The sequence below is a fragment of the Streptomyces sp. WAC04114 genome (assembly GCF_019733245.1).
Classification (GTDB): domain Bacteria; phylum Actinomycetota; class Actinomycetes; order Streptomycetales; family Streptomycetaceae; genus Streptomyces; species Streptomyces massasporeus_A.
Map to the genome: position 1 here is coordinate 1 of NZ_JAIGQA010000017.1, position 21,822 is coordinate 21,822.

Sequence of the window (21,822 nt, forward strand, 5' to 3'; positions counted from 1 at the left end):
ACTCCGGTCACCGCACCCCGCCGCCGGCCCCGCCCCCGTCAGCCAGTACGAACGACACCCGCACCCGGGCGCCGCCCAACGGCGCCCGGGTGATCGTCAGTTCGCCGTCCGCCGCACGGGACGCCCGAGCCACGATGTCCAGGCCCAGCCCCGTCGAACCTGCGACGCTCACACCCCGCGTGAGCGCTGCGTCGGGGTCCGCCACGCCCGGTCCCGCGTCGTCGACCGTGAGGAACACGTGCCGGTCCGCCCGCTCCACGCGCACGGCGAAGGCGGTGCCCTCGGGGGTGTGCCGAAAGACGTTGCCGATCAGGGCGTCGACGACGGCCGCGAGGTCGTCCTCGGAGAAGGCGACGGGCACCAGTCGCGGCGTGAGGGAGCGCTCGCACGGCCGTCCCTGCTTGGCGGCGAGGACCGACCAGAAGTCCAGGCGCATGGCGACCACTTCCGCGACGTCGCACGCCTTCGCCGCTCCGCCCGCGCGGGCCGGCTGGGCCGACGCCAGCGGTGTACGGGCCGCGGCGATGATCGCGTCCAGTTCGCTCTCCAGCTGGCCGGCCGCCTCCGCGACCCGCCGGGCGCTGGGCGTCGACCCCATCCGGTCGGCCTCCAGGTAGAGAGCGGTCAGCGGGGTGCGCAGCCGGTGCGAGAGGTCGGCGACCAGCTCGCGTTCCACGGCGAGCAGGTCCAGGACGCGGTCGGCCATGGTGTTGAACGCCGCACCGGCCTCCTGCAGTTCGGGCGGGCCGTCGGGTTCGACCCGCACGTCGAGGTCGCCGGAGCCGAGCGCCAGTGAGGCGCGCTTGAGACTGCGCGAGGAGCGCACGACGCGGGCGCCGAGCCGGTCGGCGACGAGGACCGAACCGCCGACCAGACCCAGCGCGAGCAGCGCCATGACGCCCCAGGACGCGGCCACGCCCCGGCTGAGGTCTGCGGCGGGCACGAAGGCTTCCACGACCGCGACCCGGTCGCCCTGCAGGACGACGGGCTGGAGGTAGACCCAGCCGCCGGCGGTGTCCACGGCCAGCGTCTCGCGCCCGCGCACGGCCCGCTCGAGCGCGTCCCGTGGCGCGTGCGGGGTGCCGACGAAGTCGCCGTCGGGCAGACGCACGGCGAGCTGGTCGGAGGAGCCGAGCTCGGCGACGGCCTGCTGTACGTCGGCGCGCCGTGTGGTGAGGGCGAGCACCGGAGACAGGGCGGACGCCCGCTGCTCGGCGGCCGTGGTGGCCCGGTCCCGTACCTGTTCGCGTACGAGGAGGGCGAGGGGGATCAGGAAGGACAGAGCCACCATCGAGGTGACGGCCAGGGCGATCCCGGCGAGGGCACGTCTCATGGTGAGCTGACCAACTTGATGCCCAGACCGCGAACCGTGCGCAGATAGCGGGGCTTTCGCGCCTTCTCGCCCAGCTTGCGGCGGAGCGCGGAGAGGTGGACATCGACCGTCTGGTCCTCGACATACGGCTGCTGCCACACCTCGGCGAGTATGCGCTGTCGGGTGACGACCTGGTCGGCGTGGGCGGCGAGGTAGGCGAGCAGATCGAACTCTCGGCGGGTCAGGAGAAGTTCCCGGCCGGCCAGGTGCGCGGTGCGCGCGGTCGGGTCGATGCGCAGGTCTGCCACCTGCAGGACGGGCCGCCGGGCCGCCTGTACGTCGGCGGGCACGGATCGGCGCAGCACGGCGGCGAGCCGGGCGGCGAGTTGGCCGCCGGAGAACGGCTTGACCAGGTAGTCGTCGGCCCCCGCGTTGAGCAGCCGGATGATCTCGTTCTCGTCGTCACGGGCGGTGGCGACCAGGACCGGTACGCGGGAAATGCCCCGGATCATACGCAGTACGTCCAGGCCGTCGAGGTCGGGCAGTCCCAGGTCCAGCACCACGATGTCCGGCGGATTCTGGGTGATCTCGCGCAGCGCCTCAAAACCCTGGTGGGTGGTCCTGACCGCGTAGCCGTGCCCGGTCAGGACCTCGATCAGCGCGGCCCGGATGACGGGGTCGTCCTCGACGACAAGTACGGAGGCCATGAGCAGGCACGTTAGCCGGTCCGTCACTATGGTGTCGTGTCCCGTCTCCTGCGCTACCTGATCATCTGGCTGGCCTGCACGGCAGCCAGTGTCACCGCTGTCATCCTCACGATTCACTTCGTGGTGGGGTCGACCAGGCCGACCGCGCCGGTCGCGCAGTCCGCTCCGAGCAAGCCCCTGAAGCCCCCGCGGCCCAGCCCCACCACCGCGAAGCCCTCTCCGAGTCCGTCGGTGAGCAGCCGCAGGCCCAGCCCGCCGCCCCGGAGCAGCGAGCCGGCGACCGATCCCAGCCCGACGCCCACGCCCACTCCCACCGGCCGCACCAGTACCCCGGGGACGCCGACGGGCGCGGACGGCTCGGGGTGCCAGGAAGGCGGCGCCGGCGTCTACACGGTGCCGTCCGAGGGCGGCAAGGCCACCGTGCGGTTCGGTGACGACGCGGTGTGCCTGATCTCGGCGGTGCCCAACCAGGGGTTCACAGTGAGCACGAGCCGGACCCAGGCGCAGACACTCACGGTGACGTTCTCGGCGAGCCGCCACCGGTCGGAGATCACCGCCACCGTCCAGCCGCAGAGCCGGGCCGACGTCCGCGAGGTGTCATGGTGACACCTGCTCAAGTGGACCTGTTTTGGGTCGCCGGGCTCGTCCTGAAGGAGTGCGGACGCCGGACACGACCACCCTCAGCGAGCTGAGCGCCGCTGCTCGGTCCGGCTGAGCAGGCGTCTGAGCAGCAGAGCGCTGCCGCGCGCCCCGCCGAGTTCCGTGACCATGTCCGCAGCATGCGCTATCGGGACACCTACGGCGACGCATACGACTGCATGTTGGACGACAACGGAGACGGGGCGGTCGACGAGTACGAGCGCCCCAACTGAACCCTCTCTGCGCAGCCGCGAAGGCGCAGCCAGGTCTCCGTTTGTATGTAGTGTGCGGAAATGACAAGAAGCGAGCGGCTCGCGGAGCAGTTGGACTGGCACTGGCACCAGAACTTGCGTCCGCGCCTGGACGGTCTTACCGATGAGGAGTACCACTGGGAGCCGGTGCGCGGCTGCTGGAGCATCCGGCCACGTGGCACGTCGACCGCCCCGATATCTGCCGGTTCGGGGGAATGGACGATGGACTTCGCGTCCCCTGGCCCGGAGCCGGCGCCGGCGCCGGTGACCACGATTGCCTGGCGGCTGGCGCACATCATCGTCTCGTGCCTGGGCTATCGGGTCGCGTGGTACTTCGGCGGCCAGGACGTGGACTCCGAGACATTCGCGTACGCGGGGTCCGCTGACGAGGCGCTGAAACAGCTCGATGAGATGTACGGGAGATGGAACGCTGGGGTCCGCGAACTCTCGGACGCCGACCTGGAGAACCCGCCCACGGTGGGTCCCGAGCGGTTTCCCATGGAGAACAGGATCCTGCACGTCAACAGGGAGTTGATCCATCACGGCGCGGAGATCTCCCTGCTGCGCGACCTCTACCGCTGGCAGGACGGAGTCGTACCGCGTCGCGTATGACGTGTGCGCCTTACGTCTGCGGAGATCCAGACCATCCGGCCCTGCTCGTCGGTCAGAGCAGCCACCGCGTCACCCAGCGGGACCGTGCCGGGTTCGAGGACATCCAGATACACCCCGAGGCACGCCGGCCGAAACAGGTCGAAGACCGGCACCCGGAGGCCATGGATCCCATAGGGATCAACTACGACGCCGCAGGCCCTGCCCGCCGTTGCCCGGCTCAGCCGTTAAGGATGCCGCCGACCTCGGTGACAGGGACCGTTTCCGCGGCCCGCGGCACTGTCACGCGGACCGGCTCGCCTATGTCCGAGAGAGTCATGGTCAGCGCCGACCGGGCACCGGACATGTTCACGCTCATGCCAACCTGCACCAGCCGTCCCCGGCTGTCGACCCATGCGTCTGCGAAGACCGGGACGTCGCTGCCCAGGACATCGCGGGCCTGGTTCATCCTTGTGCGCACGGCCGGGGCCATGCGCAGGGTGACGGTCCGGTGGTCGAGGATGCCGCGGTAGCGCACGGCGTGCACCCCCCTGATGTTCTCCTCGCCCTCCCGGGAGATCTCGCGCATCGCGGCGATTTGCCGCAGGACATGCTCGGGGTCGTTGAGCGGTGCCCGCAGCAGGTAGTGGGCCTCCGCCTTGTCCCGTGGCATGACACCCCAGGCGTCCTCGCCGATTCCCTGGACACCGTTGATGTAGATCTTGCCGCCGGCGAAGACCTGTTCGCTGTGGTCGATGGCGCCGCCGGGGAGGTCGACCGCCAGGTGACCCTTGTCCGCGGCGAAGTCGAACCCGCCGGCGATGGTGAGGCCGTACACCTGCCCCTCCCCCTCCAGCTCGACTTCCTGGCGAAACCCCGCACTGTCTTCCCGAAGAGCCGCCACGGCTGCTCGCACGGCAGAGCGGGCATCGGAGGATGCATCAGACGGTGACGCGGCGGCGGGCTTGTCACGCTTTCCGGCGTCGACCGAGGAGCAGCCGGCGCACAGCAGCGCAGCGACAGCGACAAGGACGAGAGGACGATGCATGGGATTCTCCGAGATTCTTGGGTGAGCACTCGGCCACTGCGGCACCGTCTCGCCGCGAGATCATACGGAGTTGAGCACACCAGTACGAAAGAGAATCGGGCGTCAGACGCCCGGTAGCCGGGGCGCTCGTCTCATCGGCTACCGGGAAACACACAAGGCCGCCCCACGCCGCGGAAACGTCAAGGCCAACGCTGCGGTGTCAGTCTGCTGACGTATTCTTCGCGTCACCGCACACCGACTTCGAGGACGAAGAGAATTGACCGGCTTGTCTGCCTTTCCGTTGCCCTTTCATGCTGCCCGTTCGATATCGTTCGCCACACCCCGAACGCTGCGGGAACTCCAGATGATGCAGTGCAGCGCGCACATCCGGGCGAAGCCGGGGTGGGTAGAGAAGATGAACGATCCGGACATCGTCGCGAGATGGACGCGAGAAGCGGTCGCCCAGGGTCTCACCGAGGCGCAAGTTCGTTACGTGCTCGCCGAACTCGTGCACTATGCCGCGCTGCGGGACGCGCAGAGCGGAACCGAGGTGTCCGCCGTCGACGGGGTGTGGCAGTCGGACCGTCTGGTCGACGACGAGCTCAGATCGCGACTGTGCACAGCGGTTGAGGTTCTGGAACAGGTCCCCGAGGCCGAACAGGACTGGCATCCCGGATCCGACCGCCAGGTGCTGGACTTGGTTCACCCCTCACTGTTCTGCCTGGTGAGAGAGGCGAGCGACGCGCCCGAGCAGGCTTGGCGGAACCCGACGAACCAGTACTCGAAGTACGAGTTCTCGGAGAGGTTCCAATGGCTGCCCACGGACGTCGACGTCAGTGACGACGGCGATGTCGCCTTCCGCTCGTACGTCAACAACGTCCACCCCGACACCCATCGCGAACTGGGCGCCGTTCTACCGGACTTGTTCGCGCGTATGCGCCCGCTGCTGGAGAACGTGCTCACCGATCTGCGTCATCCCCGGCCCCCGCGGATCGAGGCCGATCCCTACGGGTGGTACGACTCGGAGCCGGAGTATCCGAACAAGTCCTCATACGGTGATGACGGGGCCGCCTACGCAGAGGCCCTCCGTGCATGGGAAGTCGCCCAGGACGAGTGGTGGGAAAACCGCCGACCGATCATTCCGGACGCCCCGGCCTTCACTGCACCCGAGTTGCCCGATGAATCCGCCCGAGTCGATCTGCGCGGCCGGCGTCTCCAGGTCATCGTCAAGCTCGCGACCCTTCACCTCACGCCCGACAAACCCGAGTACGCCGGCGGTTCCTGGCATGTCGAGGGCATGTTGAACGAGCGGATCGTCTCCACCGGCATCTACTACTGGGACAGCGAGAACATCACCGAAAGCCGGCTGAGCTTCCGGGCGGCACTCGACGACCCGCACTACGAACAGAACGACGACAACGGTCTCCGTGATGTGTACGGCCTGGAGGACGAAGACGCACTCAACCAGATGCTGGGTTCGGCATCGACGCCTGCGGGCCGCTGCCTGGCGTTCCCGAACATCCTGCAGCACCGGGTCGAACCGTTCCGCCTCGTCGACCCCACCCGCCCGGGGCACCGCAAGATTCTCGCGTTCTTTCTGGTCGACCCCTCGGAAAGGATCGTCTCGACATCTGACGTGCCACCGCAACAGCCGTGGTCCGACACCTCGACCATGACGCTCGAGCAGGCCAGGAACTACCGCGAGCAGCTCATGCAGGAACGCAAGTTCTTCGTCGACGAACACAACGAGCAGCTCTACGAACGAGAGTTCTCCCTCTGTGAGCACTGAGCCCGGGTCCACCGGCTGACGATCCATGGGCGGGCCGCGGCGGACCACGTGCCGCTGCGGTCAACCGGGATGTCGCAGGGACTCATCACGCGACGCGTGGGCCATCCAGTCCACGATCTGTACCGCCGCCCCCGCGGCCTCCATGCCCCGGCAGTGGGTGTGGTGCCTGCGGGCGATGCCGTCCAGGTCGAGGTGGGAACCGAAGGCGGGGTGCGCCGCCAGCCGCCGTGCGTACGCCCACACGTGGCGGTGTCCTGTGATGCGGTGCACCGCGGTGGCGTCCAGGTGATGGCGGTGCACGGTGTCCAGCTGTACGAGCGACACCCACAAGTGGACGTCCGCGAGGGTGAGTTCCTCGCCCAGCGCGCACTCCTGGGCTGCGAGCCGCCGCTCCAGCAGGGCGAGCGTGCGCAGCAAGGTGGCCAGCGCGGTATCGCGTGCCGCCGAGTCCCGACCTGGTTGCCCTGCGCGCTGGGCGGCCCACGTGATGCCCTGCTCGCAGAGCCGCCGGACGGTGTCGATGGCCTTTTCGGCACCGCGGGGGTAGAGATCGCGGCCAGGTCCGTCGAACCGCCGGGCCAGGTCCTGCAGGATGTCGGGGGTGTGGGTGCTGACGATCGTTCCCGTCCAGTTGTCACTCAGGACCGGCGCCACGGCCGGTCCGGAATACTGGTGCGAACTGGCTTCGTACAGCGGGCGCAGAGCCCTGTGCCCGCCGTCGGGAGCGTCTGGCACGGCGGGCAGCAGGGCCACCGGGAGGACGCGGTCGAGGCCGAGCAGACTGTGCGTGACGGCGATCTGCAAGGACTGCGGACAGGACAGCGAGAGGTGGAGCCGGTAGCGCTGTGGCGCGGCGTAGAAGCCGCCGCGCGTGTCACAGCCGATCCTGCTCCGGAAGGACGGCACGGCTGACGGAGATGAGGCGGACATGCGTCTCCCTGGGTGCTCGGTCACAGACGTACGGGCATACGGAGGCGGCGGCTCGTGGCGGCTTCGGCACGGCCGTGATGCGGTACTGGTGTGAGGATCAGGCGCAGGCGGACATGCGCTCACCGTGCCGGGAACTCGCCGCACTGCACACGCGCAGAAGGTCGATGTGGCGGCGGGACGTCAGCAGGGGCAGCATCGGGACGGCGATGCGGACAGCCCGAGGGCCGGGGTCCAGCACAGTGCAGCCCATCTTTCCCTACCGATTCACTAGGACTTCCCTCACTGGAGTGTCGTGTCGCGAGCAGGCCCCGTCAAGAGTGCGCGCGACACCCTCCCCGGAACGTCTCACCACGTGAGAGGGCTCCTACGACCTGGGACCTTCTCGTACTCCACCGACGGCGCCGAGATGGGCAAGCTGATGGTCGCCGAGGGGCTGGAGGCCGCGGTGCTGCCCGACCTCAGTGTCATCGGCGATCCCCTGGGGCGACGCGGCACCGTCACCGTACGGCCACTCGCCGAGGACGAAACCGACATGCTCCTGGTGCTGCAACGCCGCCACGCCGTATCGGTCGCCCGGGCCGTGCGTGATCTGCACGCGTTGTTCGTTCGCAACGCTGCCGGGCACCGAGAGGTGTGAGACGCACACTGCGCCGAACGAGCGACTTAGGCATATTTTCCCGGGTCCTGCTCCACCTATGAGCAGGGAACGCCGAATCAGCTCGACCAGCAGGAGAGCGCGCCCATGACCGGGACAGCCGACCCCCACCGGAACTCGTCGCAGGCTCTGCCCGACTGCGCGACCGAGCCGATCGCCGGCATCGTGGCCGAGTTCGTGGACAAGCGCATGGGGCAGCGGATCGCCCAGGGGCAGGACCCCGTTCTGCGCCCGGTCTTCGTCAAGTACCACGGCACCGCTCGCGGGGTGCTCACGGTCGCCCCCGAGCTGCCGCCGGAGCTGAGCATCGGATTCCTCGGGGCCGCCCAGGACCAGCCCGGCGGTCTGACCGCCTGGGTCCGCTTCTCCAGCGACACCCTGCCGGACCGCCCGGACCTCCGTCGGCCCCTCGGCATGGGCATCAAGCTGTTCGGCGTTCCCGGCCCGAAGCTGCTGGAGGACGAGGACCGGGCGGACACCCAGGATCTCGTGCTCCAGAACCACGACGTGTTCTTCGTCGACACCGCCCGGGACATGTGCGAGTTCCAGCAGGACCCGATCGCCTACCAGAACGCCCACCCGGTGACCCGCGGCATTCTGCAAGCCATGCGCAAGCCCGAAAAGAGCGCGCTGACAGCCCGGTACTGGGGCGTGCTGCCGTACGCCTTCGGGCCCGACCGCCATGTGAAGTACGTACTCGTGCCCGTTGCCTGCCCGCCCGGTGATCCGCAGGCGACGCCCCAGGACGAGGACCCCTCCTTCTTCCGGGGAGACCTGCGGCACCGGCTGGCCGCGGGTGAGGCCGCCTTCGACCTGATGGTGCAGTTCCGTACGGACCCCGAACGAATGCCCCTGGACCGTGCCACCGTCCGCTGGGAGGAATCGCTGAGCCCCCCGGTGCGCGTCGCGCGACTGACCCTGCATCAGCAGGACGTCCGGGCGCGAGGCCAGGACGCCTACGGCGAGAACCTGGCCTACAACCCCTGGCACTGCCTGGCCGAGCACCGGCCCGTCGGCAGCATCGCCGAGGCCCGCAAGGTCGCGTACAGGGCGTCGGCCGTACGGCGCCGCGACGCGAACGGCGTTCCCGTGGTGGAACCCGGACCGGCACGGCCGCCGTCCGGCGAACCCCACGGGCGTGACACCCGGATCGTGCGGGCCGCGATCCATCCCGCCATCGGTGTGGCGCGGGTCGGTGACAGCGCGGACGAGTTCTTCCTCGCGCCCGAGGTGGACGACCCTCCCCCGTTGCCCACCGGGTCGTACAAGGACGCGACCGGCGCCCTGAAGCGGCAGGCGGCGCGCTTCCGCGTGTACGGCTACAACGCCGCCGGGGAACCGGTCGCCGAGCTGACCGCGGACAACGCGGACATCCACTGGACCGTGCACGTGGCCAACAAGAAGGCGTCCTGGTACCAGTTCCAGCTGGCCCTGGACATCCCCGAAGCGGCCGCCGCGCCCGACAGCACGCCCCGCAACGCCAAGGTGCCCGCCGAGAAGCGTGGCCGCCTGGTCATCGACCCCGGTCCGCGCTCGATCCGTGGCCGGGACCGCGCGGGCCGGCCCGAGTACCGGTTCGACACGGGCTGCTTCCTCGGGAAGCCCGTTCATCTGGGTGAAGTGCGCACGGACGCCGTCGGCCGGCTGGTGTTCCTCGGCGGGCACGGGGTCTCGGCCTCGGTGGACCACGCACAGGCCACGCACTTCGCCAACAACGACGGCTGGCACGACGATGTCTCCGACGGCCCGGTGACCGCGCGCGTGCGCGTCGACGGCCGGCCGGTGCCGGTCGAACCGGCGTGGGTCGTGGTGGCGCCGCCCAACTTCGCGCCGGAGCTGAAGTCCGTGCGCACCATGTACGACCTGATGCGTGACGTCTTCGTCTCCTCCGGATCTCTGCCGCCCCCGGAGAACGTTTCGTTCACCCGTGACGTCCTGCCGATCCTGCGGCGCTTGTGCGATCTCCAGTGGGTCAACCGCGGTATCGCCGCCCTGTTCGGGCACGGCGGTCGTGAGCACTTCCTGGCACCGGAGCGGCTCGCCCGGCTGGCCGAGGCCGGGCCCCGCAACGCGGAGCTGCGTCAGCAGATCTGGGCCACGATGCGGGACCTCGACCGTGACGGGCTCTCGCCCGTGCCGTGGCCACCGCTCTACGGCGACTCGATGAGCGTGCGGCCGGTCTCCGCGCGGCAGCACCTGACGCTGACTTCGTTGCAGTACCGGTCCCTGGCCCGGTGGGCGGCAGGAGACTTCGACGCCGACTACGACCCTGCGGCGGTGCCGCCCGCCGGTCTCGACGAGGTGCCGCCGGCGGACCGGCCGGGCATGCTCGACCGCGCGGCCCTGTCGTTCTGTCTGGCGGACGCCTTCCACCCGGGGTGCGAGATGTCCTGGCCGATGCGCCACGGCACGCTGTACTCGGCCCCCTTCCGGGTGCGGCACCGCGATCCCGGCACCCCCGAAGCCGACTACGGCCAGGTGCTGACTCCGCAGACGGCCCTCGGGGTCGACGGCCCGCTGTACGCGCAGGGCCCTGGCCACCTCACGCGGTGGATGGCGGTGCCCTGGCAGACCGACACCGCCCGCTGCCGCTCCGGTTACTACCTCGGGTACGGGCCGCGTTACGACCCCTACCTGCCCACGTTCTGGCCGGCGCGGGTGCCCAACCACGTGCTGACCGAGCAGGACTACGAGACGGCGATCGACCCGGACAGCCCCGCCGATGAGCGCCGGGCCGCCTTCGAGCGCCGGGCCGTGTGGGACAGGTGGCTGCCCCCGGACCGCATCCAGCAGATGAACGCCATGGTCAAGGACTTCGGCAAGCTGGGCCTCGTGGAACGGCGCACCGGGGCCGCCGACGACCCCGAGCTGCCCGCGACGATGTTCGTCGAGTCCGCGGTGGGTTTCCACCCCGAGCAGCCTCCGCCCGCGCTGCGGAACCTGCGGTGCCTGCACGTGCCGGAGGCGGCGGACCCGTCCCTTGACGGCAGCGCCCTGGCCGCGGCACTCGCGCGGACGGACGTGCCGCACGAGCAGGTGATGGCAGGCTACTTCGAGAAGGTGGCGCGCTTCCCGGACGAACGGTGACCCATGAGGTGATCGTGGCCGGTGGCGGCCCGGCGGGCGCCGTCGCGGCCCTGGTACTGGCGCGGGCCGGGCGCCGCGTCCTGCTCGTCGACAAGAGCACCGGCGGTCCCGGCCCCGCCGCGTTCCGGATCGGGGAGACCCTGCCGCCCGCGGCCAGACCGCTGCTGCACGATCTGGGATTGTGGCCCGAGTTCGCCGCGGCTCCTCATCTGCGGTGCGTGGGGACCTATGCCTCCTGGGGATCGGAGGCACTCCACGGCCACAGTCACCTCCACGACCCGCAGGGACACGGCTGGCACCTCGACCGGCCCCGGTTCGACGCGTTTCTGCGCGGGGCCGCCGAAGCCGCGGGTGCCGAGCTGCGCCGGGCAGAGGTCGTACCGCATCCCCCGCACGCGGACGAGCGGCGCGTACTGATCCGCGCAGACGGCCGGCTCGGCGAGGAGCGCTGCGACTGGCTCGTGGACGCCACCGGCCGCCGTGCCGTGATCGGCCGTCGGCAGGGCCGACGCCACAAACAGGACCGGCTGGTCGCCGTGTACGCCCTGTTCCGACGTCGAATTCCCGGTCATCGCACCGAGGACACCGAGCTCCGTACGCTCGTCGAGGCGGTCCCCGGAGGCTGGTGGTACACGGCCAGGGTTCCGGCCGGACGAGTGGTCGCACACCTCACGGACACCGACCTGACCGACTCCGCGCTGCGCACCGCCGAGGGGTTCCTCGACGCGATCGGGAGCACCCGCCACGTCCGCACCCGCCTTGACGGCTACGACCCGGCCGACGCCCCGGCGCCACGCTGGACCTCGGCGCATGGGCTGCGCCTCTACCCGGCGGCCGGTCCCGGATGGATCGCCGCCGGGGACGCCGCCCTCGCCGTCGACCCGCTCTCCTCCCAGGGCCTCCTCAACGCCCTCCACACCGGAGCCCGCGCCGGCCTGACCGTCGACCGGTGCCTGTCCGGCCGGCCGACCGCCCTCGCGGACTACTCCCTGTTCCTGGAGCGGATCACGGGCGCGTACGCGCGGCATCACGCGGAGACCTACGGACAGGAACAGCGCTGGCCGGGTCATACGTTCTGGGAACGCCGGCAGCACGGGCGCTGACGCGGCGCGTCGCGGGGGGGGGACGGCTCGGGCAGCACCCCGCCGCGACCTTGCCCCACCCTGGCGCCGAACCGGCCTGAGCTGATCAGCGAGGCTGGATCGCCGTCTCGGCCGCTGCCTTGATCCGGGCGCCGAAGGCCGGGGCGTCCTTGCGGGCGGCGGTGAGCGCCAGACCGACCAGCAGCTTGCCCAGTCCATGGCCTTCCAGCACGTTGTAGAGACGGACCCGCGTCCTGCCGTCGGCCAGTGGCTCCAGGTCGTAACCGCCCTCGGCCACGGCCACGCTGTTCTTGGACGCCTCGGTCCACCGGATCCGCGCAGGGGCTTCGAGTTCGGTGACACGGAACTCCCTGGCTGTCTTCACCCCGGCGTCCTTGACCGTGCTGCGGAAGACCGTTCCCACGGCGGTCGGGGTCTCGGGAAGCCGCTCGATCCTCAGCACACGGGGGCTGAACTGCGGATCGTTGCGCCCATCGGCGAGGTACTCGAACACTTCCTCGACGGGCCGGTCGATCTCGGTGATCGCTTCGAACTGTCCTGACATGAGGGCTCCTCGGTCACATGGCCCGCGCGGTCGTGAAGGTCGTCAGTGCGTTCCGCTGTACGGCATCGAGACCCTACGGGAGCGCCGGGCGTCCCGCGAGGCGACAGGCAGGTCCTTCGATGCGAACCACATGGGCGGACCACGCACCTCAAGACCAGTCGAAGGTGGTGTCATGACGCGGTTGCCTGGGCCGACGTGGCCGGCCTCACGTGCTGCGGCGGACGATCAGGGGGGCCGACCAACTTGTGAGCCCTCACCTCCGCCGGCCCTGCGGAGTACGACACGTGGGCTGCTGCCCGCCAGGGGGCAGCAGCCCGGGCCGCCGGTGTGGGCGGCGCGTCACCGCGTCAGGCGTTCGTTCGGAACCGCTCCCACACGCGGTGCTTGGACATCAGCTCCTGCAACTGCTCCAGCACGGAGGTGCCGTTCTGTCCGACCACGACGCCCGGCGCGTCGGCGGGGATCCCGGACGCTTGAAGCGCCTCGTCGCCGCCCGCCCAGGCGCCGATCGCCTTGCCGTGGCGGAACGCCTCCGACAGCAGCAGGCTCACCCTCGGGTCGACCGTCCCAAACGCACCGGCGGGCTGCGCCTTGGCGTCGCGGGAGCCGTAGGCGTCGCTGCCGGCCGCGGGTGACCCGGCCACCAGCAGGGCGTCGAACTCGATGGAACGGGCGGTGGCGAACGTCCGCTGGACGGTGACCGCGTCGTCGCCGGTGCCGAGCTTGCCGCCCGTGGGGGCGATGATCAGCGGCACCATGTCCGCGCCGAGCACGGTCTCACGCACCGCGCGTACGCCGTCCAGGTCCCCGTCCGGGCCGGTCACGATGCCGATGAGACGGCCGTCCGTGGGCCAGGACTGCCCGACCTGGGACAGCGCCGGGCTCGGTTCGACCTCGGCCGGCGGGACGGTCGGCTCAGGCGCCGGCAGCCCCAGGCCCTCGGCCACGCCCGCACACAGCTCGGCGTCGATGTTGGCCAGGACCTGCAGGGCCCTCTCCTTGATGGCCTGTTCGTAGCACTTGCCGAGCTCGAAGGTGTAGGCGGCGATGATGTGTTCCCGCTCCACCGCGCTCATGCTCAGCCAGAACCGGCGCGGCTGGCTGAAGTGGTCGGAGAACGACTCGGGGGCCGCCCGGACCTTCGTCGCCTCCGGCACCCGTACCGGCGTCTCGATGAACGCTCCGGTGTCCGCCCCGGCCAGGAACGGGCAGCCGCCGTCTAGCGAGTTGGGCTGGTACGGCGCCACACCCCGGTGCACGGCGTCCTGGTGGAAACCGTCCCGCAGCATGTCGTTGACCGGCGAGTGCGGCCGGTTGATGGGGATCTGGGAGAAGTTCGGGCCGGCCAGCCGGGTGATCTGGGTGTCCAGGTAGGAGAACAGCCGCCCGGCGAGCAGTGGGTCGTCGGTGACGTCGATGCCGGGCACGAGGTGACCGACGTGGAACGCGACCTGCTCGGTCTCGGCGAAGTAGTTCGAAGGGTTCCGGTTCAGTGTCAGCAGCCCGACGGGCTGGACGGGGGCGAGCTCCTCGGGGACGAGGTTGGTCGCGTCGAGCAGGTCGATGCCCTCGAAGGTCTGGTCGGGGGTGTCGGGGAAGGTCTGGATGCCCAGCTCCCACTCCGGGTAGGCGCCCGCCTCGATGGCGTCGGCCAGGTCGCGGCGGTGGAAGTCGGGGTCGACGCCTCCCGCGATCTGCGCCTCCTCCCACACCAGGGAGTGCACGCCGAGTTTCGGCTTCCAGTGGAACTTCACCAGCGTCGTGGAGCCGTCGGCGGCCACCAGGCGGAAGGTGTGGACGCCGAAACCCTCCATCGTCCGGTACGAGCGCGGGATGCCCCGGTCGGACATGTTCCACAAGGTGTGGTGGGTGGCCTCGGTGTGCAGCGTGACGAAGTCCCAGAAGGTGTCGTGGGCGCTCTGGGCCTGCGGGATCTCCCGGTCCGGGTGCGGTTTGCCGGCGTGGATGATGTCCGGGAACTTGATGGCGTCCTGGATGAAGAAGACCGGGATGTTGTTGCCGACCAGGTCGAAGACGCCCTCTTCGGTGTAGAACTTGGTCGCGAACCCGCGAGTGTCCCGCACCGTGTCGGCGGAGCCCCGGGAGCCCAGCACCGTGGAGAAGCGCACGAACACCGGCGTCTCCGCGCCCGGCGCCAGGAACGCCGCCTTCGACACGGCGGCCGCTGAGCCGTAGCTCTTGAAGACGCCGTGCGCCGCCGCGCCCCGGGCGTGCACGACCCGCTCCGGGATGCGCTCGTGGTCGAAGTGCATGAGCTTCTCGCGCAGGTGGTGGTCCTGCAGCAGCACCGGCCCGCGTGGACCGGCCTTGAGCGAGTGATCGGTGTCGTACAGCCGGGTGCCCTGCGCATCGGTGAGGTAGGCGCCCGACTGGGCCATGCGTGCCTGGGCCGCGCCGGTGGCCTGCCCGGTGGGCGACATCGTGTCCGGGCCGCTCTGGTCGGGCTTCGGCGGCAGGGGCTCGCGCGGTTCGGTGGGCTCCGCGACAGCGGGGGATTCCGGGGCCGGCTTGCCCGGGATTCCTTCCTCCGGTCCAGCGCCCGCGCTCTGGATGGCTTCGGTGACCTTGTCCGCCGCCCGCTTGAGGGGATTGGGCTGGCTCATCGCTATCGTTCCTCCGCGTTCGACCGGCCACGGCCAGCGCGGCCATGTGCATGGGGGGTGCCGTGAGATCCGGCGCCGGGTACCCGGTTGTGATGTACTAATCACCGGTCGGGCCTGACAGGCACAGTCCCGCAACGCTTCCACGCGGCCGCGCCCCTCGCACCCGGCGGGTGTCAGGGACGTGAGGGCACCGTGGTGGGGGTGGGTGCGGCGGTTCTCTCCACTGCCGCGCACAGCGGACATGCCGTATCAGTCACGTGTCCGAAGCGCCTCGCGCATGGTGCGCAGCCTTCGGTGCTGGAGGTTTCCGTAAAGGACGAGCCAGGTCAGGAAGGCCGCGGCGAGCACGCCCATGCCGAGGGTCTGGCGTAGGCCCGCGGTGAGGGCCATGAGGACCACGAGGGTGGCCCACATGACGGCGAGGAGGATCTGGGCCGCGACACGGTGGCGGGTGCGGTGCAGACGTTGAGCGACCAGGTCGCGCATGGCCTGGCGGGCGCGAGGATCGGTGGGCACCTCGCCGCGGCGCAGCATCCTGTCCAGCGACACGAGGTCGTCCACCGAGCCACCTGCGGCGCGCTTCTCCTTCCTCCGTACGACCAGCAGAACGACGACACCCCCGAGGGACGCGGCAGCCACACGGGTCACGACCGAGACAGGCGAGCGCTCCGGGAACAACAGCCAGACCACGGCGCCGGCGGCAAGGACGGACAGGAGGACCTGAAGCCACAGGTGCTTGCCGAGATAGGAGTTGACGCGTTCCATGAGCGACCTCCCTGCCTATGTCCGGGCCCGGCGGCGGACGACCACGACCCGCATGGCCAGGGCGACGGCCAGCAGCACCCAGGCTGCGACGCAGTAACCCCACGCCGTCACCCCGCGCACGACACCGACGGAGGCCCACACCGCCCACAGGGCGACGAGAACCCACAGTGCGGTCCAGGCGATGTCGGCGATACGACTGGGCAACTGGGCGCGCTGTCTGGTACCGGGTTCGAGCGTTCCGAGCTCCGATGGCTGTGCCGCATTCCGTCGGGTCATCGATGGTTCCTCCGGGGTCGAGAGCGGGTCTCTGGGACATTCCGGCTTCCCCGGGGGTGATGCGGCATGCTGCCAAATCCGGTGCCCTATAAGGAATGTGAGACTCCGTAACCTGCGCATCTCGCCACCCCTGGCGCCTGGGAGATTGACAAGGTGTCCCGTACACGTGCTCGGCTTCTCGACGCCGTGTCAATTGTTCGGTCGTGAAGGGGCGCGGCATGCTGCCCCCATGCCCCTGACGACGATCCCTCCGCTCTCCCGCCGTACTCTGCTGCGCGCGTTGGGCTCCGGTGCGGCGCTCGGCGGACTCGCCGGGTGTGGTGTCCCGGCCGCGTATGTGCGGCCCGGCGACCGGGCCGCCACCGATCTGTCCTCCACCGACAAGCGGCTGAACTGGGCGAACTGGCCGCTGTACATCGACACCGATGACGAGCGTCCGTCACGGCGGCCCACACTGGAGGCCTTCGAGAAGCGCACGGGGATCTCGGTCGAGTACGTCGAGGAGATCAACGACAACGACGAGTTCTTCGGCAAGATCAGCCCGGCACTCATGAACCACCAGTCCACCGGCCGCGACCTGATCGTCATCAGTGACTGGATGAGCGCGCGGTTCGTGCGGCTCGGCTGGGTGCAGGAGATGGACCGGGCCCGGCAGCCGAACGTGACCCGGTACCTCGACCCGCAGCTGCGGACACCCGCGTTCGACCCCGGCCGCACGTACACGGTGCCGTGGCAGTCCGGCATCACCGGTCTCGCGTACAACCGGCGCAGGACCGGCCGGGAGATACGGCAGGTCTCGGATTTGTGGGCCAGCGACCTGAAGGGACGGGTCACACTGCTGTCCGGTCTGGACGAGGCGTTCGCACTGCTGATGCAGGGAAACGGCGTCGACATCACCCGCTGGACGGCCGACGACTTCCACACCGTCTGTGACCAGGTGGAAAAGCAGGTGAAGGGGGGACAGATCCGGCGCTTCACCGGCAACGACTACATCAAGGACCTGTCCAGCGGTGACGTCCTGGCCTGCCAGGCGTACTCGGGGGATGTGATCCAGCTCCAGGCCGACGACCCGGACATCGAGTTCGTCGTCCCCGACCAGGGCGCCGAGCTGTGGGCCGAGTCGCTGATGATTCCCAACCTCGCCCGCCACAAGGCGAATGCGGAGCGGCTCATCGACTATTACTACGATCCCGAGGTCGCCGCCGAGCTCGCCGCCTGGGTCAACTACGTCTGCCCGGTCCCGGCCGCACAGGACGTCCTGGCCTCCGCCAAGGACGAGGAGAGCGCCGCCCTCGCCGAGAACCCTTTGATCTTCCCCGACGAGGAGATGCGCAGCCGGCTCGCCATCGCGCGGGACATCACCCCGGACGAGCGGGTGGAGTTCGCCGAGCGGTGGAATCAGATCGCGGGATTGTGAGGGGTGTGGTCAGGGCCGGGCCGGTGGTACCGGGTCCTGGTAGGCGCGACGGCGGGCCGCGCCGGGGCGGCAGCGCAGCAGGCGCGCCAGGATCAGTCGGCCGCCGCGGAGGGCGCCGTGGCGGTGGAGCGCCTGTACGGCGTACGTGGAACAGCTCGGGGTGTACGGACAGCACGGCGGCCGGGTCGGGCTGACCGCCACGCGGTAATGCCGCACGGACCGGTACATCGCGGCGGCCAGTCGGCCGCGGGGCGGGGGCGCGGCCGGGTCGGCGCCGTGTCCGGTGGTGAGCGAGGGGCGCAGCAGCGTGAGCCACAGCGCGGCCGCCTGTGACCACACACCGCCGCAGCAGCACGGGTGCGTCAGCGTGTCGAGCGTGGCCGCGCAACAGCCTTCGTCCGTCTCTCCGTCCTGTCTTCTCCCCCGGCCGCGCCTTCTGTTCCGCGCCACTGCCCACCCCGCTTCTTCGCAACGAGGAATGATCATACGAAGGAGCGGGGTAGCGGATCACGCCGTGACGGCGGGCCAACTCGGGAACATTTCAAAGCGCCGTTCGTCACCCAACTCTCTGCCGGCAACGGCCTTCAGCCGATGTCGAAGGCGTTCGGCAGGCCGAGGAGGTAGCGGGTGCGGTCGTGGCGCCTGAGGGGCTCCAGCTCCGGGGCGCGGTACAGCGGGGTCACGGTGCAGCGTCGTGCGGTGGATCCGGATCGGTCCAGCAGGGCGTTGACGGCCTGCCGGGCCGAGGAATTGGCGCCCTCCATGGTGGCGAGGTCGATGGGCACGGCCACGTAGTCGCCGGCCAGGAAGAGGTTGGGGATCTTCGTGGTCGACCGCGGGCGGTGGTGGAAGGTGCCCACCGGGTGGATGAGCAGTTGTTCGTCGTTGACGGGATGCGGCGTGCCGAGACCCCCGACGGCGGGGTCGAGGAACCAGGAGTGGAGCACCGAGTCCTTCAGGGCCGTACGGCCGCTGTCGTTGAGCGACGCCTTGAGCTGAGCCCACACTTCGCGTGCCACTTCGGTGCGGGTGCATTGCTTGGCCGTCTTGCCGTACAGGATGCCCGGGCGGTCCCACTCGGAGACGTCCACGGACAGGCAGTCCGCCACCGTGCCGTCGCCGTAGTCGGCCGGGAAATCGCGGCCGGGCCAGTGCTGGGCCTGGGCGATCGCGGTCAGCGACCACGGGGAGTCGATGAGGTCGAGGTGTCCGTGCACGATCGGCGTGCGTTCGGTCAGATAGAACTGAATGCCCGTCATCCAGTCCGTCTCCAGCCGGTCGCACTCCGCGAGCTGGGGGTCGGCTGCACGGACGGCGGAGTTCCATGTGCGGCGGGCGTGTTCGACGGGCATCGCCGAGATGTAGTGATCGGCGGTGACGGTCCGGCGCACTCCTGAGGGGTCCTCCACGATTGCTCCGGCGATCGCCCCCGTCCCCAGCGTCAGGTCCCGTACGGTCCAGCCGACGCGGAACTCCACTCCCAGTGACGTCAGGTAGGTCACCCAGGGGTCGATCCATGCCTCGTTGGTGGGCGCGTTGAGGATCCGGTCGAGTGGTCCGTCCGCGCCCCGCCCGAGGAGGTTGAAGGCGAAGGCCTCCAGCAGCGTGCCGACCGTGCGGGTGCTGGCCTCCTCCGCTTTGGTGGCCACGATGTTGCGGGTGATGCCGACGGCAAGGACGCGCTGGTAGTCGTAGGACATCCGTCCGGCCCGCACGAAGTCCCACCAGGGCGTCCGCTCCCACACGGTGTCGCGGCGCTGGTCGCAGCTGGTGAGGAAGACCAGGATGCGGTTGGCGAAGTAGAGAGCCTCGTGGAGGGGGAGGTTGAAGGCCGTGTCCAGAACGGCGGTGAGGGCACGGCGGATTTCGTCTGGGGTGAGTTCGGCCGGGGTGGTGTCGGGCCAGGGCAGCGGGATCCGGATGTCCTCGCGGCCTCCCGACCTGGCGAACAGCATCTCCTTGGGGGCGACGAGGTTGTCGTGAACGCCGCCCGGGTTGCCGGGAAACGGGATGCGCCGCATCGTGTCGGGCAGGTTGTGGTAGATGCCGGGGATGAAGCGGAAGCCGTGCTCGCCCGGCAGGGGGCTTCGTCCGCCCGTGGCGCTGTCCGGTACGTCCATGCTGCGGGCCTTGCCGCCCAATGCCTTGCGCTCGTAGACCGTGACCCGGAAGCCGCGCTCGGCGAGTTCGTGGGCCGCCGTGAGCCCGGCGACGCCGCCGCCCAGGACCGCAACGGTCTGGGGTGCGGAGCCGGTATCGGCCGAAACCCGTTCGGGTGTTACGAGGGCCACCCCGCCGCCGACGGCCGCGGCAGTGCCCAGGAACTCTCTGCGCGTGGTGCCGCTCATCGCCACCCCTTACCCTCGGTAACATCGGCCGCACGAGGATATGGGCGAGGCAACGATCCCGGAAGGCAGCGGACGCAACTTGGCTTGATGGCACGCCACTTGGCGATGCCCCGCGGGCCGGGTTCTCGTCCAACGCCCCGCGAGATGCCGCAGTTGTGTCGACGTCAGCGGCGGACGATACGGAGGAGAGCCAGGTGCCAGTGCGTCTCGACGGCTCCCGGGTCGGCAGCGGCACGAGCCGCCAATCGGGTCCGGAACTCGGTCATCACCTCGTCGACCGCCTCAGAACTCCGGCTGCCGGGAATCAGGGCGCTGAACAGGGACGGCCCGAACGCCGCCTCGAAGAATCCCGCCACCCGGTTTCCGAAGTGCTCGGCGTCCCGCGTCGCCTGATACTCCTCCAGCAGAATGTCGGGCAGGGCGACAAGACTGTGCTCCTCGACGCTCAGGTCGCGTTCCAGCGGCTCGGCTCGCAAGGGGGCGAGGAACTCCTCCAGGGTTCTGTTCCACGTGGGGATCATCATGCGGGCATGCTCGTCCGCATCCAGAAGTCCCTGCTCGACCAATTCGACCAACACCGCGTTCGCCGTGTCCATCAGACCTTCGGCGCCGCTGGAACCGTCGTCGGCCGCCGCTCCGCCGAGGATGACCATCCGGCCGCCTGGACGCAGTTCGGCGGCGCGATGGGTCAGGAACACCTCCCAGTCGCTCCGGGACTGCTCTCGCAGGGCTCGGCGCATGTCGGAGTCGGCCCGTGAGGGGTAGATATGGTCCTGGGCGACCACGGGCAGTCGCGACAGCCACTGCACCGCGATGGCGCTCCAGACCAGATGCAGTTCGGCCGGCGGGAACAGGGGCCCGTAGAACGACCCTGATGCGGCATAGGCATGGACGCCTGGTCGATGGGCGTACGAGTCCGGCGAGCCGTGGATGGTGGAGAAGAGAGCGTTGAAGTCGTTGCCGGCGATGTCGGTGTGCACCACCGTCACGGGCAGCTCGTACCCCGCACGCGCCCGAACGTCGTCGACCACGGCGCGCAGAGGTTCCATGGAGTTGGTCCCCGCCGCCGCACCGAGGTCTGCCGCGCGGAACGGCGAGGCGTCCTGTGGGAGAGGCACCTGCTCCAGGGCGCGGTGCAGGTAGGGCATGCCATTGCTTCCGGCGTCTCGCTGCACTTGCGAGTGCCTGGCATAGTCGCTGCCCATCGCGCCCTCGACGAAGTCGGGCGATGGCGACTGCCCGCTCACGAGCGCGTCCGGCGTGCCGAGGAGGCCGAGGCAGGGGCGGACCGGTTTGCCGAGGAGGGGGCGATGACGGCGTGGGGCCGTGCGATTCCGGACCCGGCGATTTCGTTGAACACCACACATCGGTTCTAGAGGGCCTCGGGAGGTGCTTCCGGCCGACACCCGGTCGAACCATGGGGGGTCACCTGTCCGGAGTAGCGGGCGCGCCGAAAGCTTCCCCTCACCTGTCCGCTCCCCCACGGCAGCCGGCGACGCGGATCGACGCGGATCAGGGACGGCGTCGAGGCCGCGTCGGCGGAGTGTAGCGGAGGGTTTCCACGCCTGGGGGCCGAGTGTGCCTGACCATGAGGTGGGCCGCCTGGTCCACTCCGTGTCCTCTCCCCCACACCGCTCGTTGCGGGGGAAGCTTGTCCACGGTGCCCGAATCGCATGCATGCGTCGCTTTTGATGGGAAATAGTTGCTCCGCAGACGCCAACCCACCGGGGTGACTCGAGGTGCTCGATCTGGGAACCGGA

18 protein-coding genes and 1 pseudogene are annotated in these 21,822 nt (G+C 69.9%); 7 read left to right on the forward strand and 12 right to left on the reverse strand.

Annotated elements, in window-relative coordinates:
* Positions 1-7: 7 nt before the first annotated feature.
* From K4G64_RS07575 to K4G64_RS39905, 3 genes are all read right to left on the reverse strand, one after another.
* Complete coding sequence (locus tag K4G64_RS07575) at positions 8-1,333, reverse strand: HAMP domain-containing sensor histidine kinase (protein ID WP_221755257.1); 1,326 nt, start codon at positions 1,331-1,333, stop codon at positions 8-10.
* The gene (locus K4G64_RS07580) at positions 1,330-2,019 is read right to left on the reverse strand and encodes a response regulator transcription factor (protein WP_221755258.1); all 690 of its coding nucleotides are present in this window, start codon (positions 2,017-2,019) and stop codon (positions 1,330-1,332) included. The genes K4G64_RS07575 and K4G64_RS07580 overlap by 4 nt, the downstream gene beginning before the upstream one ends.
* 113 nt (positions 2,020-2,132) lie before the next feature.
* Positions 2,133-2,321: a hypothetical protein gene (locus K4G64_RS39905; protein ID WP_260460139.1), complete on the reverse strand. Its 189-nt coding sequence runs from the start codon at positions 2,319-2,321 to the stop codon at positions 2,133-2,135.
* Positions 2,322-2,412: 91 nt separating this feature from the next.
* Here K4G64_RS39905 and K4G64_RS07590 point away from each other — a divergent pair, with 91 nt between their 5' ends.
* Both K4G64_RS07590 and K4G64_RS07595 read left to right on the forward strand, forming a co-directional pair.
* Positions 2,413-2,625, forward strand: a complete 213-nt coding sequence (locus K4G64_RS07590) for a hypothetical protein (protein ID WP_221755259.1) — start codon at positions 2,413-2,415, stop codon at positions 2,623-2,625.
* 326 nt (positions 2,626-2,951) lie between these two features.
* Positions 2,952-3,521 carry a DinB family protein gene (locus K4G64_RS07595; RefSeq protein WP_221755260.1) on the forward strand — a complete coding sequence of 190 codons (570 nt, stop codon included), beginning with the start codon at positions 2,952-2,954 and terminating at the stop codon, positions 3,519-3,521.
* 217 nt (positions 3,522-3,738) lie between these two features.
* Here the strand turns inward: K4G64_RS07595 and K4G64_RS07600 are convergent, their stop codons facing one another.
* Entirely contained in the window at positions 3,739-4,335 is a 597-nt protein-coding gene (locus K4G64_RS07600; protein ID WP_221755261.1) for a hypothetical protein, read from the reverse strand.
* A gap of 466 nt (positions 4,336-4,801) precedes the next feature.
* Between K4G64_RS07600 and K4G64_RS07605 the strand changes: the two genes are divergently transcribed.
* On the forward strand, positions 4,802-6,313 hold the full coding sequence (locus K4G64_RS07605; protein ID WP_221755262.1) for a DUF4246 domain-containing protein: 1,512 nt from the start codon (positions 4,802-4,804) through the stop codon (positions 6,311-6,313).
* Positions 6,314-6,373: 60 nt separating this feature from the next.
* Here the strand turns inward: K4G64_RS07605 and K4G64_RS07610 are convergent, their stop codons facing one another.
* On the reverse strand, positions 6,374-7,243 hold the full coding sequence (locus tag K4G64_RS07610) for a glutathione S-transferase C-terminal domain-containing protein (RefSeq protein WP_221755263.1): 870 nt from the start codon (positions 7,241-7,243) through the stop codon (positions 6,374-6,376).
* 367 nt (positions 7,244-7,610) lie between these two features.
* On the opposite strand from K4G64_RS07610, the pseudogene K4G64_RS07615 reads away from it, so the two are divergent.
* The 3 genes and pseudogenes from K4G64_RS07615 to K4G64_RS07625 all read left to right on the forward strand — a co-directional run.
* Positions 7,611-7,880 (forward strand): annotated as a pseudogene (locus tag K4G64_RS07615) (LysR family transcriptional regulator); the annotation flags it as partial.
* 105 nt (positions 7,881-7,985) lie between these two features.
* Positions 7,986-10,985, forward strand: a complete 3,000-nt coding sequence (locus K4G64_RS39910) for a LodA/GoxA family CTQ-dependent oxidase (RefSeq protein ID WP_260460140.1) — start codon at positions 7,986-7,988, stop codon at positions 10,983-10,985.
* A complete protein-coding gene (locus tag K4G64_RS07625) occupies positions 10,982-12,088 on the forward strand; it encodes an NAD(P)/FAD-dependent oxidoreductase (RefSeq protein WP_221755264.1) in 1,107 nt (368 codons plus the stop codon). Before K4G64_RS39910 ends, K4G64_RS07625 begins: the two co-directional genes overlap by 4 nt.
* An 85-nt stretch (positions 12,089-12,173) precedes the next feature.
* Here the strand turns inward: K4G64_RS07625 and K4G64_RS07630 are convergent, their stop codons facing one another.
* The 4 genes from K4G64_RS07630 to K4G64_RS07645 form a co-directional block, all read right to left on the reverse strand.
* Positions 12,174-12,632 (reverse strand): SRPBCC family protein, encoded by a 459-nt coding sequence (locus tag K4G64_RS07630; protein WP_221755265.1) that lies wholly within the window; start codon positions 12,630-12,632, stop codon positions 12,174-12,176.
* A gap of 347 nt (positions 12,633-12,979) precedes the next feature.
* The gene (locus K4G64_RS07635; protein ID WP_221755266.1) at positions 12,980-15,256 is read right to left on the reverse strand and encodes a catalase; all 2,277 of its coding nucleotides are present in this window, start codon (positions 15,254-15,256) and stop codon (positions 12,980-12,982) included.
* A 249-nt stretch (positions 15,257-15,505) separates the two neighbouring features.
* Positions 15,506-16,021, reverse strand: a complete 516-nt coding sequence (locus tag K4G64_RS07640) for a hypothetical protein (RefSeq protein ID WP_221755267.1) — start codon at positions 16,019-16,021, stop codon at positions 15,506-15,508.
* Positions 16,022-16,036: 15 nt separating this feature from the next.
* Positions 16,037-16,297, reverse strand: a complete 261-nt coding sequence (locus tag K4G64_RS07645; protein ID WP_221755268.1) for a hypothetical protein — start codon at positions 16,295-16,297, stop codon at positions 16,037-16,039.
* Between the two features lie 229 nt (positions 16,298-16,526).
* Between K4G64_RS07645 and K4G64_RS07650 the strand changes: the two genes are divergently transcribed.
* Entirely contained in the window at positions 16,527-17,714 is a 1,188-nt protein-coding gene (locus tag K4G64_RS07650; RefSeq protein ID WP_221755269.1) for a PotD/PotF family extracellular solute-binding protein, read from the forward strand.
* A gap of 9 nt (positions 17,715-17,723) precedes the next feature.
* Here K4G64_RS07650 and yidD read toward each other — a convergent pair whose 3' ends face one another.
* The 3 genes from yidD to K4G64_RS07665 form a co-directional block, all read right to left on the reverse strand.
* Complete coding sequence (gene yidD / locus K4G64_RS07655; protein WP_308122267.1) at positions 17,724-18,053, reverse strand: membrane protein insertion efficiency factor YidD; 330 nt, start codon at positions 18,051-18,053, stop codon at positions 17,724-17,726.
* 245 nt (positions 18,054-18,298) lie between these two features.
* Entirely contained in the window at positions 18,299-20,062 is a 1,764-nt protein-coding gene (locus K4G64_RS07660; protein ID WP_221755270.1) for an FAD-dependent oxidoreductase, read from the reverse strand.
* 164 nt (positions 20,063-20,226) lie between these two features.
* On the reverse strand, positions 20,227-21,210 hold the full coding sequence (locus K4G64_RS07665; protein ID WP_221755271.1) for a class I SAM-dependent methyltransferase: 984 nt from the start codon (positions 21,208-21,210) through the stop codon (positions 20,227-20,229).
* Positions 21,211-21,822 lie beyond the last annotated feature (612 nt).